The 15,619-nt window shown below is 40.1% G+C and carries 15 protein-coding genes; 10 read left to right on the top strand and 5 right to left on the bottom strand.

The genetic code is table 11. From position 1 onward, the window contains the following. Positions 1 to 9: 9 nt before the first annotated feature. Positions 10 to 933: a diacylglycerol kinase catalytic domain-containing protein gene (locus tag EHS11_RS00670; RefSeq protein WP_246047476.1), complete on the bottom strand. Its 924-nt coding sequence runs from the start codon at positions 931 to 933 to the stop codon at positions 10 to 12. A 154-nt stretch (positions 934 to 1,087) separates the two neighbouring features. On the opposite strand from EHS11_RS00670, the gene EHS11_RS00665 reads away from it, so the two are divergent. The 7 genes from EHS11_RS00665 (at position 1,088) to EHS11_RS00635 (ending at position 7,379) form a co-directional block, all read left to right on the top strand. Next, positions 1,088 to 1,396 (top strand): HU family DNA-binding protein, encoded by a 309-nt coding sequence (locus EHS11_RS00665; protein WP_109022414.1) that lies wholly within the window; start codon positions 1,088 to 1,090, stop codon positions 1,394 to 1,396. Between the two features lie 60 nt (positions 1,397 to 1,456). Next, a complete protein-coding gene (locus tag EHS11_RS00660; RefSeq protein ID WP_135762493.1) occupies positions 1,457 to 1,912 on the top strand; it encodes a VanZ family protein in 456 nt (151 codons plus the stop codon). 203 nt (positions 1,913 to 2,115) lie between these two features. Beyond that, positions 2,116 to 3,735: an FAD-binding oxidoreductase gene (locus tag EHS11_RS00655; protein WP_135762492.1), complete on the top strand. Its 1,620-nt coding sequence runs from the start codon at positions 2,116 to 2,118 to the stop codon at positions 3,733 to 3,735. Further along, complete coding sequence (locus tag EHS11_RS00650) at positions 3,736 to 4,386, top strand: TetR/AcrR family transcriptional regulator (RefSeq protein WP_135762491.1); 651 nt, start codon at positions 3,736 to 3,738, stop codon at positions 4,384 to 4,386. It abuts the gene before it with no gap. 2 nt (positions 4,387 to 4,388) lie between these two features. Continuing rightward, positions 4,389 to 5,306 (top strand): diacylglycerol/lipid kinase family protein, encoded by a 918-nt coding sequence (locus EHS11_RS00645; RefSeq protein ID WP_246047474.1) that lies wholly within the window; start codon positions 4,389 to 4,391, stop codon positions 5,304 to 5,306. A gap of 9 nt (positions 5,307 to 5,315) precedes the next feature. Further along, on the top strand, positions 5,316 to 6,956 hold the full coding sequence (locus EHS11_RS00640; protein ID WP_246047470.1) for a glycerol-3-phosphate dehydrogenase/oxidase: 1,641 nt from the start codon (positions 5,316 to 5,318) through the stop codon (positions 6,954 to 6,956). Continuing rightward, entirely contained in the window at positions 6,957 to 7,379 is a 423-nt protein-coding gene (locus EHS11_RS00635) for an acyl-CoA thioesterase (protein WP_135762489.1), read from the top strand. Here the strand turns inward: EHS11_RS00635 and EHS11_RS00630 are convergent. The 3 genes from EHS11_RS00630 to EHS11_RS00620 are packed head-to-tail and all read right to left on the bottom strand — an operon-like array spanning position 7,372 to position 11,531. Next, the gene (locus tag EHS11_RS00630; RefSeq protein ID WP_135762488.1) at positions 7,372 to 8,355 is read right to left on the bottom strand and encodes a P-loop NTPase family protein; all 984 of its coding nucleotides are present in this window, start codon (positions 8,353 to 8,355) and stop codon (positions 7,372 to 7,374) included. The genes EHS11_RS00635 and EHS11_RS00630 overlap by 8 nt on opposite strands. After that, the gene (locus EHS11_RS00625) at positions 8,355 to 9,479 is read right to left on the bottom strand and encodes a SpoIIE family protein phosphatase (RefSeq protein ID WP_210413598.1); all 1,125 of its coding nucleotides are present in this window, start codon (positions 9,477 to 9,479) and stop codon (positions 8,355 to 8,357) included. Before EHS11_RS00625 ends, EHS11_RS00630 begins: the two co-directional genes overlap by 1 nt. 33 nt (positions 9,480 to 9,512) lie before the next feature. Further along, on the bottom strand, positions 9,513 to 11,531 hold the full coding sequence (locus tag EHS11_RS00620) for a protein meaA (protein WP_135762486.1): 2,019 nt from the start codon (positions 11,529 to 11,531) through the stop codon (positions 9,513 to 9,515). Positions 11,532 to 11,599: 68 nt separating this feature from the next. On the opposite strand from EHS11_RS00620, the gene EHS11_RS00615 reads away from it, so the two are divergent. Genes EHS11_RS00615 through EHS11_RS00605 form a run of 3 tightly spaced genes read left to right on the top strand, consistent with a single transcriptional unit; the run spans position 11,600 to position 14,937 of the window. After that, positions 11,600 to 12,967, top strand: coding sequence for a hypothetical protein (locus EHS11_RS00615; RefSeq protein WP_246047468.1), 1,368 nt, complete (start codon positions 11,600 to 11,602; stop codon positions 12,965 to 12,967). Positions 12,968 to 13,024: 57 nt separating this feature from the next. Further along, positions 13,025 to 14,512: a sensor histidine kinase gene (locus EHS11_RS00610; protein WP_135762484.1), complete on the top strand. Its 1,488-nt coding sequence runs from the start codon at positions 13,025 to 13,027 to the stop codon at positions 14,510 to 14,512. Continuing rightward, entirely contained in the window at positions 14,509 to 14,937 is a 429-nt protein-coding gene (locus EHS11_RS00605; protein WP_135762483.1) for a response regulator, read from the top strand. Before EHS11_RS00610 ends, EHS11_RS00605 begins: the two co-directional genes overlap by 4 nt. On the opposite strand, the gene EHS11_RS00600 is transcribed toward EHS11_RS00605, so the two are convergent. Next, the gene (locus EHS11_RS00600) at positions 14,929 to 15,585 is read right to left on the bottom strand and encodes a lytic transglycosylase domain-containing protein (protein ID WP_135762482.1); all 657 of its coding nucleotides are present in this window, start codon (positions 15,583 to 15,585) and stop codon (positions 14,929 to 14,931) included. The two genes, EHS11_RS00605 and EHS11_RS00600, sit on opposite strands and share 9 nt — an antisense overlap. Between the last annotated feature and the right edge of the window lie 34 nt (positions 15,586 to 15,619).

Here is a 15,619-nt window from a genome sequence, read left to right as displayed (position 1 = left end):
GTTTGTCCTCTATTTACTTGGAACCACTACAGAGAGCGTTTCATCGGATAATCTAAATATAGCTTTCGAATATGGAGGGAAAGGATAGTGTCTTTCCGTAAGAGAATCCACTGCAATTCCACCGTTCATTTCCGATATTACTTCCACTTCATTTAAAGCCCGGAAATCTGCCAAGGAAAACTCTTTGTCCGAAATCTTGGCACGAATCTCTCTGGCATATACATGAAAATAGGACTCATGTTTTGAGAAAGAGGAAAATTTTCTAGGCGAACAAGAAGAAATCCAACCTGTGGAACCTGCTCCCGTATAAACTAAAAGTCCTGAACATTTTTGTTCTTCTTTCCTGTTTTCATAGGAAATCCAATACCGGGATGTAAGGTCCGGGCTGTTATTTCGGATGGAAAGTTCGCAAATCGCGGGAACAGTTTGAACGATCTTCCCATCCGGGTATTGGATCGTGGTTTTGATGAGTGACCATTTTTCAACGGTGGTATCTTTGAATTGGGTATTTACTGCTTTTTCCAAATCTTCCGCAGTGAATCCAAGAAGAGCTCCGACAGAGGACTGAGGATCCGAATTACAACCGATTAAGTGGAGTTTTCCGGTTTGATGAGCTACGTAAGTGAAGTGATTGTCCCCTCCATGGGAAACGATCAGATCATAATTTCCAAGATGCAAGCCGTTATCAAACTCTTCCCTAAAGACAAAGTCGGCATTCGGGAATACTTTTCGTTTGAGAAACTCACGAGACTTCAATTGCCTTTCATGAGATTCCAGAGTACGAGATAAGACATCTTCGTTCTCTTTCGCGACATCCTTATACTTGATTAAAGTCCCATATGTTTCTAAGTCTAACTCGTATTTTGTACGTTTTTGTACAACGATGACCTTTTTGTATGGAGAGGATCTCATAAGATTAGGTGAAAATTGCATTTTCCTTAAGAAAATAAAGGTTTTTTTAAAAAATCTTTCAATTTCCTAAGAAAATTGAAGAAAAGTTGTATCCAAAAAAAATATAGCTTGTACCAACCAATCAATCATTGAAATATAGTGTAACCTTTTATTGGTGCATAAGGATAATTATAGTATGGCAACTGCAACCCCTACCCCCTTGAAAAAATCTGAATTGCTTAGCGAACTTGCTGAGTCAACCGGATTAACAAAAAAAGCTGTCGCGGCTTTTCTTGATACATTTGTAGAACTTGCATATAAGGAAACAAAGAAGAACGGGGTATTCGTAATCCCAGGATTGGGTAAACTTGTAAAACGTAATCGTCCGAAAAGAAAGGGAAGAAACCCTGCAACCGGTGAAGCAATTCAAATCCCTGCTAAAACAGTTGTTAAGTTCAATTTATCCAAAACTTGTAAAGACGCAGTCGTTCCTCCAAAGAAATAGTTCATTTTACCCAGGCGGAAAATTTCCACGAGCCTGGGTTGTGAATCTCCTTCAGTTCGTATGAACGAAAAAAAACCGTTTCCGTTTCTTCCTTTCGTCGATTCTCTGTTTGGTGAAAAACTTCTGCAAGTCTGGATTCAGACAGGTAGGGAAGAAAAAGAACTGATTCATCAGTTAGCCGCAAAATTTTCCGCAGAAGAATTTTATTTTACTCCGAATGCAATCAAACAGAGTATTATGGTCCGTTATCCGGAACAGATCCGTAAATATATCAATGAGAGAGATTTTGAATCTTTAAACCGCCTTATTTTTCAAATCGGACAGGGAACATCCGAAGGGATAAACAAGCCTGCATTAGATGTAGTCTTTGAGCTACTGGAATGGATGATCACCGGTTATGAAGACGATCAGATGATCGTAAACATATTGGTAAGGTTGTTTGACAACGAAGGTATCTTGAATCAGGATTTTGTGGAGAAGGTAAGGGCAGAATACCAAAAGGAATTGGGTGTGTGAATCGTCGATTCCCCCACCCTTTTGGGTGGGGAGGCGTGGTTCGTGGGATTAAACCCTTGCAAAAACTTCTTTACCACAAAACAGACGTTTGTATACTTAAAGATTTGTTTTTTTTCAATATGTTCGCCTTTTTGCAAAAAGTCCTTGTCAAAAAATGAACGTGGTTCAAGAATTAGTGAAAATTCAAACACCGAGATATTTAGATGGCAATTACGCGAAATATTTATAAATGGGGAAGTGCGGAAGTCGAACATTCCTTACCATCACATACCAGATCCTTTATCGAATCACAATTCAATGTAAGTTCCGATTTTAAGTCTGCTTTTCCAAAAGGAGTTTCGGAAATCAAACCTCTGCGGAAATCAAAACTTTCTACAAGTGCGATAACAAAGTTCAAAAAAATCTTAGGGCCCAATTCCTTTCAACTTGATCCGTTGGATCGGGCAAAACATTCGATCGGCAAATTTTATACTGAAATATATAACGCTCGTTTTGGCAAGTTCGAGGATGTCGCTGAAGCAGTAGCTTATCCAAGATCCGAAGAAGAAGTGCAAAAATTAGTTTTGCTTGCAAATGAATTGAAACTTCCGATTATTCCTTTCGGTGCGGGTTCCAGCGTTACGAAAGCATTACAAGCGCCTAATGGCGGTATATCGATTGACCTTTCCAAATTGGATAAGGTAATAGAATTCAATACGATAGATAGCACTGTGACAGTCGAAGCAGGTATTAAAGGTCCTGTTTTGGAGGCGTTTCTCAACGAGAAAGGTTACACTTGCGGACATTTCCCACAATCTTTCGAATTTTCAACAGTAGGTGGTTGGATTGCCGCGAAAGGTGCAGGACAAGCATCTACCGGTTATGGGAAGATGGAAGACATACTTCTTGCGCTAACAGCTATAACACCAAGCGGAAAGATCGAAAGCAAGCCTTATCCTGCCGCGTCCATCGGTCCGGATGTGTTCAAATTCTTTTTAGGCAGCGAGGGAATTTTCGGAGTCATTACAAAAGCTACTTTGAAGATTCGCAAATTTGATCCTCAAAATTCTACTAAGGGCTCTTTTATATTCAAAGATTTTCAATCTGCCGTGGAAACAATGAGGGAAGTCATGCAAGGCGGATTCGGCAAACCGCACTTTTTCCGTATCCAGGACCCTGAAGAAACCGATATTTCCTTTAAAATGAGCGGAGTAGAAGGTAGCTTTGCAGACAAGACTCTGACTTTCCTGGGATATAAACCAAATAGTCGTTCGTTGATGCACGTTATCGTTGACGGTGATCCTGACTATAGTGCGTTTGTTTTCAAAAAAATTAAAAAAATAGCAAAGAAACGTGGTGGTTTTTCGACAGGGTCTTCGCCCGTTCAAAAATGGTTGGATCAAAGATATTCCAGTGCCTATTTGAGAGATTCTCTTATGGATGAAGGGATTCGGATCGATACTTTGGAAACGGCAGTCACCTGGTCAGAGTTATATGGTCTCTGGGATAATACAAGGAAATATATCAAAAGTTTTCCGAATACTTCCTGTATGGTTCATATTTCACATGCATATGAAAATGGAGCCAATTTGTATTTTATTTTTCTCAGCCCTATGGATGTGAAAAATGAAATCGGTTCCTTCACTTCCTTTCACAAGGGAATTATCGATACCATTCATAAAAATGGCGGTTCTCTTTCGCACCATCATGGCATCGGTAGAATGCTTGCACCTTGGATGAAATCCGAAGTAGGCGAATCCACCATTCAAGCCTTGACAGCAGTTAAGAAATCGTTGGATCCGAAAGGAATTATGAATCCGGGCGGTACCTTGGGTTTAAAGTAGATGGGAGTATCCGAACGTAAAAAAAGAGAGTTCGAGAAAAGGGAATTAAATATTCTCACAACTGCGATCGGACTTTTTCAGATCAATCATCCGTCTTCCGTTAAGATGGATGATATCGCCAAACAGCTTGAAATCGGAAGGGGAACCATATATCTCCACTTTAAAAGTAAAGACGATCTGATGGCCAGGATTCAATATGAAGACTATCTTCGTCTTCGAGAGAGATTGGAAGTTGCATTAAAGGAACCGACCGGATTAGAGATGGCGCGGAGAGCTGTCCGTGCTTATGTAGAACACTGTTTAGGTGATAAAAACATGTATCTTGTTGCAAAACAGTGCGGCGATAGCATGAACTTGAATAATGTTTCTGAAGAGATGAGAGAGAAACTGTTTCATGAGCGCAGCAATCGTCTAAATGTGCTCGAGAAAATATACAAACAAGCAAGAGCGGAAAATCTGATCAATAGCAAAGGCGCTTATCCCAATGTCGCTGTGGCATGGGGAATGATCCGAGGAGCAGTTGAAGTCTTGTTAGATGGTCATTTTTTGAAAGAAATCAAAAGCGAAAAATCATATATAGAGACATTGGAACATGTTCTCTTTTTCGGCTTATTCTCTCCCAATTCAAATACAAAAGGCGAATCCGTATGAAAATGAAGATCATCTTGAATCCTGTTTCCGGCGGCGGTATATCTGGAAAGGTTTGGAAAAAAATTAAGTTGGAATTGGACAAACAAAAGATTGAATACGATTTCGAAGAGACAACTTCATCTTTAACTGCAGGTCAAATTGCCACCAAATCGATCAAAGCAGGACAGAAATGGATCGTGGGAATTGGGGGGGACGGAACCCTTTCCAATATTGTAAACGGATTTTTTGAAAATGGAAAATTGATTTCCAAAGATGCCGTTTTCAGTCCGATCCCTGCGGGTAGAGGAAATGATTTTATCAAATCACTCCGTGTGAATAAAAAACCGGAAGAGGCGCTCAAACAGATATTAAACGGTAAAGTTAGAAAGATAGATGTGATTGAGACCATCTATACCAAGGAAGACAAGTCTACCGGAAAGTATATGAGTATTAACCTTGCCGATTTCGGAATGGGTGGAGAAGTTGTTTACCGGGTCAATCGTTCCAAACTTGCCAATTTTATCGGAGGTAAGGGAGTTTTTTTCCTATATACTCTGGTCTGCCTTCTTACATATAAAAACAAAAAAGTACATCTTAAAATCAACAATAAAGAGACTATTGATTGTACAAGTAGGATCATCGTTTGTGCGAACGGAGAATACGCAGGAGGTGGGATGTGGTTTGCACCTAAGGCAAAGTTAGATGATGGTTTGTTCGACCTTCTCATTATCGAAGACATCGGTCGTTTGGAAACTCTGGCTAAATTCGGCAAACTCTACAAAGGCCAAGCAGAAGGACAGCCGAAAATAATTTCTAAAACAGCTTCCAGCTTGGAAGCGAGCTCCGAAGAGGATATTTTCATTGATGTGGATGGTGAAAATATGGGTCAATTGCCCGTGAGCTTCAGAATCATTCCGTCTATAATCTCTGTTAAATGTTAGGTAAAATCGTTGGTTAATGTAAACTCCAGAAAAAATCGGCCGGATGTCCTTGGCGATGAAGAGTATGATATCGTCATTATCGGGGGCGGCATTACAGGAGCCAATGTTCTCTGGGATGCCAGCTTAAGAGGCTATAAAGTTTTATTACTCGAAAAAAACGATTATGCGTCCGGTACCACGCAAGCTACTTCCAAGTTGATTCATGGAGGACTCCGCTATTTAAAAAATCTGGAATTCGGTTTGGTTCGGGAATCTTTAAGAGAGAGGAGAATTCTTGCAAAGATTTCTCCGCATGCCGTCCGTACTTTAGGATTTATTGTTCCGCTTTATTCTCATACAGCGCGTTATATTCTAAAAGCGGGTATGGAATTGTACAATTTGCTTTCTTATGATAGAAATTCCGATATCAGTCATGACCGGTTTATTCCCAGATACCACTGGAATTCTCTTGCTGAAACTATTTATAAAACTCCATCCGCAAACAGAGAAAGATTGATCGGTTCTTATCAATACTATGATTATGCGAATATAAATCCCGAAAGACACACTTCCGAATTCATTTCTTCCGCCAAAGAACGCGGCGGACAGGCTTTTAATTATGCGGAAGTGAAATTTATCAGAAAACAAAACAAAGCTGGTTATATCATCGGAGTTCATGATAAAGTAACGGGTAAAGAAAAAACGATTCTTTGCAAGACTGTAGTTAATAGCGCCGGCCCTTGGGCGGATTTAATAGAATCCATTGCAGGTGTTACTCAAGAAAAAAAATTAGTCCGATCCAAAGGGATTCATGCTGTTGTCCGAAATATCTGTAGTAAAGAATGTATCATCTTACAAAAGAAAGACGGATCACATCTATTTGTAATTCCTTGGAGGAATAAAACTATTATAGGGACTACGGATACGAAATACGAGGAAGATCCGAACAGGTTTACCGTGAAAGAATCCGAAATCCTTGATTTACTTGAGGAAGTGAACCGTAGTTTCGGATTTTCCACATTGACTCTGAAAGATGTCGATTATTATTACGGAGGACTTCGGCCGCTTGTGGAAGATCCTACTGAAAAATCAGAAACCTATTCCGCCTCGAGAAAATCGGAAATCATGCATTATGCAGGAGAAGGATTTCCCGGTTTCTTTTCGGCTTTAGGTGGTAAATATACCACTAGTCGTTCCGTAGCCGAATCGTTAGTCGATCAGATCGCCGAATATCTGCCAAATATGGTCAGACCATGTTCCACTCATTTGGAACCGTTGCTTGGTGGGCATTACGATAATTTGAAAACACTTACATCCGCATTGGAAAAAAAATTTACTAAGGCGGACGGATTGAAGATTGAACAGATTGCCAATCGTTACGGCTCATTGGCTTTTAAAATTTTACAAAATAAGTCCGGTGCCAATTTCCAATTATCCAACGGGGAGTGGATCTTTGAAGAAGAAATATTCCATATTCTGGAAAATGATGACATTGTGTCCGCTACGGATTTTTACTTCAGGAGATCAGGAGTAGGTACAGTAGGCGCACTGGATCCAAAAGACAATCTATTGCTGCTCGCTCGAATCGCCAAACAACTGTCTTGGGATAAGAAGAGGACCGCATTGGAAGCAAAACTTGTGGCTCAAAGATATATTTGGGCAAAAGGCTAAGTGGCGCGGGTTAAATTAGATCTTCCCGAAGCTTGGCATTTTTCCACGATCATCAACATTCGGATCGGAGATATTAATTTTGCTGGACATCTTGCTCATGATGCAATTCTTTCCCTTGTCCATGAATCGAGAGCTCTTCTCTTTCATGATAACGGTTGGGGAGAATTGGATGTGGAAGGCAAAGGAATCGTAGTTGCTGATGTGGTGATTACTTATTCGAACGAAGCATTCTTTCGTGATATTTTGCGTTTCGATTTGTCCGTAACGGAATTTACCAAAAAAGGCTGTGATATCTATTATCGAATCATAAGAGTAGGGGACGAAAAAGAAATCGCTTGTGCCAAAACTGGAATTGTTTTTTTCGATTATGAACATAGGAAACCTGCCGAGGTCCCCGCTGGTTTTTTAAAAAGATTTATTTAATATGACTTTGCACCAGTTGTAAGATTTTATCTTCTTCTTCCTCATATAAAATCTTCGATTGTGCTTTTTCCAAAATATTCCCCAAACGAATGGTTTGGTTGGGAGATTTGTTTGCTTCATTCCAAACGCGAAGCCCCCAATGTCCGAATTCGGCAATGAGCCATTTTTTCAATTGTGTTTTCATTTCGTAGTTTTTATCTTTTCTTTTAGTATAACTTAAAATAAAGGAAAGCAATTCCTTCACCCCTGTACGCTTAACAACGGATGTTTTGAAAATAGGAGGCAGGTTCTGATCGGGAAGTATATCTTTGATAAACTCAAGTGTGGTTTGCAGCATATAATAACTAGAATTGGCGAGAGATTCTTCATCGCACTTATTGATGATAAATGCATCCGGTACTTCCATAATCCCGCTTTTCATAAACTGAACCTGGTCACCACCTAATGGCTGCATAACCAAAAAGGATACGTCCGAAATCAGAGACACTGCGATTTCATTTTGTCCGATTCCTACGGTCTCCACAAAGACATAATCAAATATATTTCTCAAGAAACGAATCACATGATAGGTATACGGGTTTAGACCACCTAATTCCAGTTGTGATGGCTGCGACCTGAAATAAATTCGATTTTCCCTACGGGGCAGCACCACTCTGGTTCTGTCTCCGAGAATCGAACCACCGCTGATATTGGAAGACGGGTCTATAGCTACGATCGCCATTTTTTTATTAGGTGCTGCGGAAAGGAAATCTTTGCAAATCTCGCCGAGTAGGGAAGATTTACCTGCACCGGGAGTGCCTGTAATTCCGATGGTAAGCCCTTCTTCCTTTCCTTGGTTTCTTATTGTCAGTTCGGAGAATAACTGCTTCCTAAATTCTAAATTTTCCTTTGTTTCGATTTTTGAAATGATCCTTGCGATCGGGTATTTTTCCCCCAAATATGCGGAGTCTATCAGTTCTAATAAATCTTTTTCCATTACGTTCCCGTGTAATCTATCACAACCCAAGTAATATCATCTTCAAATTTGTTTTTGTTTGAGAATTTTTTCAGACTCTCAATCAATTGCAAAGAAAGAGATACCAACGGGTTTTCTCTATTATGAATCAAAAATTTTTTCCATTCTGTGTTTTCATAGGGAATCCCTATTTCATTTTCCGTTTCAGTAATTCCATCCGTAAACAAAATGATTCTATCTCCTTTGACAAGAGAGAATTCTCCTTCTTCAAAAGGTTTTTTCTTGAAATCATAATTGATCCCGAGAGGGGCTCCTTTCGTACTTAGTTCGATAAATTCGTTCTTAGAACGACGGTGAATTAAAATAGGAGGATGGCCTGCACTTGCATATCGAATCAATGCTTTCTCGGGATAAAGTCTTAAAATGACTGCGGTAGCGAACATTCCATTTGCTCCCCGTTCGGCGACGGCCTGATCCATGATTCTTAGAATTTCGGAAAGGTTATAATTGAATTGGTTTGTATACTGTGTTGTCATCTTTAAGATGGAGGCTATAAATGCTCCGGGGACTCCATGCCCTGAAACGTCCGCCATAAAAAAATCGCAGTAATCTTTCATTTCATTGAAGTCGTAATAATCCCCACCTACTTTGTCAACTGGCTCGTAAGTGCTATGGATCAAATAACCGGGAATAGACGGTTCGTTTGTTGGAAGTAGTTTTTTTTGGATCAGCCTTGCAATGTCCAATTCCCTTTCAATTGTTTTGTTCCGTTGTTTGAGTAGGTTGTGGTATCTTCTGATTTCGAGCGCGGTATTCACTCTTGCAAAGAGTTCTTCCGTATTAAAATTTTTGGGTAAATAATCATTGGCTCCGAGTTGCAACCCTCTTACTATATCCTCGGAATCTTGCATGGCAGTGACAAGAATAACAGGAAGTTCTACTTGTGTGAGTTTGGATCGGATGATTTGCAAAACTTCCAAACCGTCCATTTCCGGCATAATGATGTCGAGTAGTATTAAGTCAGGTTTCCAAGAGTCTATTTTTTCCAGGGCGATCTTGCCGTTATCCGCTTCATCTACCTGGTAATCATTTTTTTTGAGAATGTGAGTGATCATCTTGCGGTTGAGTAGGTTGTCCTCAACCACAAGAATTTTAAACTCATTATGGTTCACGATGTTTTAAGCGAGAGCTGGTTCAGTAGAAATAATATCGATCACTTTGTTCATGATAGACATTAAATCATAATCTTTAGGTGTAAAGATCTCCTTAATTCCCATTGCTCTTAGTTCATCAAAGTCCGACTCCGGTATAATTCCTCCGATCACAACGGGGATTTTCGCCTTATAATGGGCCAGTTCATCAAACAACTGTTGGACGATCTCCTTATGAGACCCGGAAAGAATCGAGATTCCTATCACATCCGCGTTTTCTTCGACGGCAGATTGAACGATGTCTTCCGGAGAAAGTCTGATGCCCGAATAAATCACATCAAAACCTGCATGTTTTGCAGATACGGCGATCATTTCAGCACCGTTGGAATGCCCGTCCAGTCCCGGTTTGCCCACAACGATTTTCGGTCGATGTCCTCTTGTTTTGGTAAATGTTTCCACTTTGGAACGAACATTCACCACTTTATCTTCCGATAAGAAAAGTTTTTGGCCTTCCACACCTGTGGGAGGATTGTATTCTCCGTAAACTTCCCGAAGGGCATCCGCCCATTCGCCTGTAGTTACCAGAGCTTTCGCACATGCTACGGAATAAGGCATTAGATTTTTTCCGTCTTTTGCGGCTTGTTTCAAATCTTCCAAAGTTTTTTCGGCAAGTACTGAATCCCTTCTTGTTTTTGCTTCCGCAAGAACACCTAATGTTTGTTCTGCTGATTTGGGATCTACTTTAAAGACACCACCGTCTGCGTCAGTCATCAGAGGAGATTTGATTCCTTCAGTCCAACGGTTCTTTCCTACAATGATCAATTCATTCGAATTGATTTTAGAAAGCCTTTCCGTTTGGGATTTTACTAATTGGGATTTCATGTAGCCGTTTTCGATGGCAACAAGAGCTCCGCCCATATCCAGGATCTTTTGAATTTCAAGTCTGGCTTGTTCTTTGAGAGAGTTTACTTTTGCTTCAACTACTTTGGAACCGTCGAATAAATCCGGGTATTCCAATAGATCCGTTTCATACGCAAGGATTTGTTGCAAACGAAGAGACCATTGTTGGTCCCAAGGTCGGGGTAGGGAAAGTGCTTCGTTCCAAGCAGGAAGTTGCAATGCTCTGCAACGCGCCTTTCTGGAAATGGTTACACCGATTGCTTCGATCAAAATCCGCCAAGCGTTGTTCTCCGGTTGTTCTTCGGTTAACCCGAGTGAGTTGACTTGAACTCCGTAACGGAAGACGCGGTATTTTTTATTTTTAACTTTATAACGTTCTACTGTGATCTCTTCCCACATTTCTGAGAATGCGCGCATCTTGCACATTTCTTCCACAAAGCGGATCCCTGCGTTTACGAAGAAAGAAATCCTCCCTACGCATTGTTCGAATTCCTCTTCGGTGAAACAGTTTCTTTCTTTGATGGAATCCAATACGGCAATGGCGGTGGCCAATGCAAAGGAAAGTTCCTGCACAGGTGTGGCACCTGCTTCTTGTAAATGATAAGAACAAATATTCGAAGGATTCCATTTTGGAATATTATGAAGAGAGTATTCATACATATCCACGATGATCTTCATGGAAGATCCCGGCGGATAGATATAGGTACCGCGCGCCAAGTATTCTTTGATCAAATCGTTCTGTGTGGTTCCATTCAATTTCTCTAATGGAACTCCTCTCTCTTCGGCCAAAGCAACATAGAGAGACAGAAGCCACATGGATGTTCCGTTGATCGTCATGGAAGTGTTCATTTCTTCAATGGGGATTTGATCGAAAAGGATTCTAAAATCCTCAAGTGAATTGATAGGAACTCCTACTTTGCCGATTTCCGGTTTGGAAACAGGGTGATCCGAACTATAACCACATTGAGTAGGTAGGTCAAAAGCGATCGAGAGTCCAGTCTGTCCTTTGGATAGGTTTTTTCGGTAAAGCTCATTGGAGGCTTTGGCGTTGGTGTGACCTGCATAGGTTCTAAAAATCCATGGTTTGTCAGGATTAGCCTGACCTTTTTCATCATGGAGGAGATAATCTTTTTTCTCCGTGGACATTTCGTGCCTCTTTTACTGAAATTCTAAGTATAAATCAAAATATTCTGGAATATTTTCACCTAAAATTTATGAAAGGACAAGGCTATTTTCTTGTCTATCTGATAATGCGCGAACCAAAACCCTTCCAACTACTTCCCTTCCTTTTGAGTGTTTTGTTTCTATCCATCGGATTCACTATCTTCTCTCTGTTCCGTCCTTTTCCATTGGAGGAGACAGACTGGGAGTTTTTGGCGAATTTAAGGGCCCTAACGGAAGAAGGTGGGTTTTATTCAGGTCAGGAGCCTCTTCCGTTTCTAATTTTGGTATTTTGGAAAAAAATGACGGGTCTCAATTATATTCCCGCATTTCTTTCGTTAGCTTCTCTGTTTTACAGTCTATTCCTTCATTTGTTCCTGCTTCTACTCAGAAGGGATGCGTGGAATCGCAATCATTACCTATTCACTTTTCTAGCCGGATTTCTGCCTTATTCTTACGGGTTTCCCACGGCGCATTTTCCGGAAACGGTTTGTTTGGTATTCATTTTGTTGGTATTTTTGACTTTCCGATTTGAAAAGATCTTCGATTTGATCGTATTTCCCACGCTTACCTTACTTGCTTTCCTTTCCAGTTTCACCATGTTCTATTTGGGATTTTCCTTTTTTGTGATCTTCAGTACGATCAGAGGAGCGAAAAAGCAGGCACAAAGAACATCCGTATTTTATAAAAAAAGAAATGTTCCATTTATCTTTCTTTTGTCGTATCTGGGATTTTTCTTTATCAGTTTATTCTTAATCTCTTATTTTGATTTTTTCGGAAAGGGATCCATCTCTTATTTGTTTTCCCAGTGGATCGGAGAAATCAAACAGATTATCCTGCCGATGCTGGTGATCAGTGCAGGGTATATCCTTTTGAAAACGGAAAAGGAACTGAATACTTATACCGCATCCGTCATTACAATCATACTCATCGGAGTTTCCATATTCTTCATTTATCGGGACCTGATAAAAACCGAAAAAGAACCTTGGAGCCTTCGCATTAGTAGCCTAACAAAAGCATATGGTCAAGCAGCGATTCTAAAATCGGATCCTCTTTATTTACAAAAAGAATTTTCATATGCATTGTATTTTACTACTGAAACCAAAACGAAATTTTATAAAACTAAGGAGCTCAGTCCAAAAAGTTTTATTTATGTAACAGGGATTTGGCCACAAGACGTATTGCTCATTCAAAAATCGCTTCTTGGCAAAAGGGGAGGGCGACTTCCGGGACTTGTTCCATTGGGAGACGATGCGATTCTGATTCAAAAGTCATTGCTGGATCGGATTAAGCCCTATGGAAGTCTTGATTTCCTTTCAAAAAAGGTGAACGATCATTGGGAAACGTTCCCGGTGATTTCTCTTTACGATTCTTATCTCAAAAGTATGCAAAATCGATTTGGTTTTCTTTCCTTTTTTTAGACCTGATAGGCGAATGTTTTTCTTTTTTCGTCTGATATAAATAAGTAGAAAGACGAAATGAACCTCTCCCCCGGACTAACAGATTTATTATCTTTTCAAGTAGATTCCGCTTTGGAATTGGATGGGGAAGGCATATTATTGGAAAATGAAAACCTTCCTAAAGGGAAATTTTTTGACAATATCAAACCAATCCCCGGACAGCCTATCTATCTGCGTTGGGAAGAAACTCATAAAAATGAATTTTTTCATCATTTGGAAAACTTAAAAGTAAAGGGAAATCTTGAAAAATGGTTCTATTTCGGAAAGGCTTCCGAGAAGGAAGATGCCTCTTTTTTATTGAGCCTTTGTCGGGCAGAAGGCTCCGACAGACTGGTTCTTTTTGCAACAACGGTTCCTCTTTCCGCTTTCTCTCATGTTCGGGATAAATTGAATTTAAGCATCAGCGATCAAATTCAGGAGAGTGAAGAAAAGTTCAGAAAAACTTTTTACAATTCCTCCATCGGAATTGCTTTAGTTTCACCTAACGGGAACTGGATGGATGTAAATGATGCTGTCTGTTCTATGTTAGGTTATTCTGGAGTAGAGCTGAGAGGACTTACGTTTCAGGATATAACTCATCCGGAAGATCTGGATGGTGATTTGGAATTGGTAGGAAAGACCTTAAGAGGACAAATTTCTTCTTATAATTTGGAAAAAAGATACATCCATAAAAACGGTAAAGTCGTTCATGCATTATTATCCGTTTCTTTAGTTCGTTCTCCGTTAGGAGAACCTAAATTTTTCATTTCCCAACTGATCAATATGACCGAAACTAAAGAACTGTTTTTGGCTTTGGAAAGAAAGAACCTGCTTTTGGAAGCTACTTCTTCCGACTTGGAAAAGAAGATTGATCAATTGGAAGAATTCAACCGTATAGTAGCTCATAATTTGCGCGGTTCGATCGGAAATGTCGTATCTCTCGTCGCCTTATTGAAAGAAGGCGGGCCGAATGTAGATTCTGTTGAAGTTACGGGACTTTTGGATGATTCTAGTCGGGCGGTACTTGACAATCTTCAAACACTGATGAAGGTGCTGGAGGTAAGGGCCAATCACGGAGTAGAGTTTGAAGAATTGAATTTTCAAAAAACACTTCAACCCATTCTAGCCATTCTTTCGGGAAATATTCGTAACAAACGGGCAAAAATTTCTTACGATTTCAAGATACCTTCGGTATTGTATCCGAAAGTTTATTTGGAAAGTATATTCTACAATCTTTTGGACAATGCATTGAAATACACCCATGCTGATAAGGAACCGCAAATAAACGTCAGTACTTATATGGAAAATGGCAGAACCGTTTTAGCCGTTCAGGATAACGGGCTAGGTATAGATTTAAAATTCTATGGTGATCAAATTTTTAAATATAAGAAAATCTTTCACCGGGGATTTGAAAGTAACGGAGTTGGTTTGTTTATGACTAAAAATCAAATAGAGACTTTCGGCGGTTCTATTGATGTAAAAAGTAAAGTAGGGGAAGGTTCTACCTTCACGGTAACGTTTGTATGATAGCAGTTCGTGAAGATAAAAAAATCAATATCATCAGTATCATAGATGATGATATTGTTTACCAAGTACTTGCCAGCAAAATCATCCGCTCGACTGAGCTTGTTTCCGAAATCATGCAGTTTTATGATGGGGAAGAGGCACTGGATTTTTTTGAAGAAAATGCGGAAAACAGTTCTGCCTGGCCTGAGATTATATTCTTGGATTTGAATATGCCTTATATGGACGGATGGCAATTCCTAAAAGAATTTGCAAACAGAGGATTTCACGGTAAGGGGCTCTCCACTATTTATATCGTATCTTCTTCGAATAGTGATATTGACAAACAGAAAGCCAAAGAGTTTTCGGAAGTGACCGGATATTATATCAAACCGGTGTTAAAGGAAGATTATTTAAAAATTTTCAGCGAACACCTGGCCTCATACTGAGTTTGAAAACTTTCTATAATACTTTTTAACTTTGCTTACATAGTCTTGTGTTTCCGAGTAAGGAGGAACCCCTTTATGTTTTTTGACAGCGCCCGGACCCGCATTATAAGCAGCGATTGCTTCTTCCGTTTTCCCGAATCTTTCCAACATATCTCCTAGATAATTGATTCCCCCGCTTAGATTGTCATATGGGTTCATTGGATCGTCTACACCTAACATATCTGCGGTTTTCGGCATCAATTGCATTAGCCCCATGGCACCTTTGGGAGAAACTGCGTTGGTTTTGAAATTGGATTCCGCCTTTACGACTGCCTTTACCAGATTGGGATCTACACCTCGCTCCATCGCTGTCTTCTCTAAAAAAGACATCAGGTCGGTGTTTCCGTTTTGCGGAGATTTTTGATGTTTCTGGTCCCAGGAGATGTGGTCTTCTCTTGGGAAAGGAAGATGGATTCCTTCTAGGGAAGAAGGGGGGTTTTCTTTGGGAAGGACGCCTGGATTCTCTTCCAAACCGGTTTGTTTGCCTTTCCATTCCTTTTCCAGGAGCTCCGGAAAAGAAATGACTGAACTCGGATTTTCCGTTATTTTCTCCAGTTCTTGCATTCGGGAGAATAGAGACCGGAGGGAAGGCAGATTTTGAATTTCCATCTACTATTCCATTCGTCCTGATTTTTGCAAACCT

It is taken from the genome of Leptospira ilyithenensis, from assembly GCF_004771005.1.
GTDB lineage: Bacteria > Spirochaetota > Leptospiria > Leptospirales > Leptospiraceae > Leptospira_A > Leptospira_A ilyithenensis.
Note: the sequence above shows the minus strand (reverse complement) of the source record. Positions and strands in the feature narration are given on the sequence as shown.

Excerpts from the sequence above, each read along its gene's own strand:
- EHS11_RS00670 (WP_246047476.1), bottom strand. The coding sequence starts at position 933 with ATGCAATTTTCACCTAATCTTATGAGATCCTCTCCATACAAAAAGGTC.
- EHS11_RS00665 (WP_109022414.1), top strand. The coding sequence starts at position 1,088 with ATGGCAACTGCAACCCCTACCCCCTTGAAAAAATCTGAATTGCTTAGC.
- EHS11_RS00660 (WP_135762493.1), top strand. The coding sequence starts at position 1,457 with ATGAACGAAAAAAAACCGTTTCCGTTTCTTCCTTTCGTCGATTCTCTG.
- EHS11_RS00655 (WP_135762492.1), top strand. The coding sequence starts at position 2,116 with ATGGCAATTACGCGAAATATTTATAAATGGGGAAGTGCGGAAGTCGAA.
- EHS11_RS00650 (WP_135762491.1), top strand. The coding sequence starts at position 3,736 with ATGGGAGTATCCGAACGTAAAAAAAGAGAGTTCGAGAAAAGGGAATTA.
- EHS11_RS00645 (WP_246047474.1), top strand. The coding sequence starts at position 4,389 with ATGAAGATCATCTTGAATCCTGTTTCCGGCGGCGGTATATCTGGAAAG.
- EHS11_RS00630 (WP_135762488.1), bottom strand. The coding sequence starts at position 8,355 with ATGGAAAAAGATTTATTAGAACTGATAGACTCCGCATATTTGGGGGAA.
- EHS11_RS00620 (WP_135762486.1), bottom strand. The coding sequence starts at position 11,531 with ATGTCCACGGAGAAAAAAGATTATCTCCTCCATGATGAAAAAGGTCAG.
- EHS11_RS00615 (WP_246047468.1), top strand. The coding sequence starts at position 11,600 with ATGAAAGGACAAGGCTATTTTCTTGTCTATCTGATAATGCGCGAACCA.
- EHS11_RS00610 (WP_135762484.1), top strand. The coding sequence starts at position 13,025 with ATGAACCTCTCCCCCGGACTAACAGATTTATTATCTTTTCAAGTAGAT.
- EHS11_RS00605 (WP_135762483.1), top strand. The coding sequence starts at position 14,509 with ATGATAGCAGTTCGTGAAGATAAAAAAATCAATATCATCAGTATCATA.
- EHS11_RS00600 (WP_135762482.1), bottom strand. The coding sequence starts at position 15,585 with ATGGAAATTCAAAATCTGCCTTCCCTCCGGTCTCTATTCTCCCGAATG.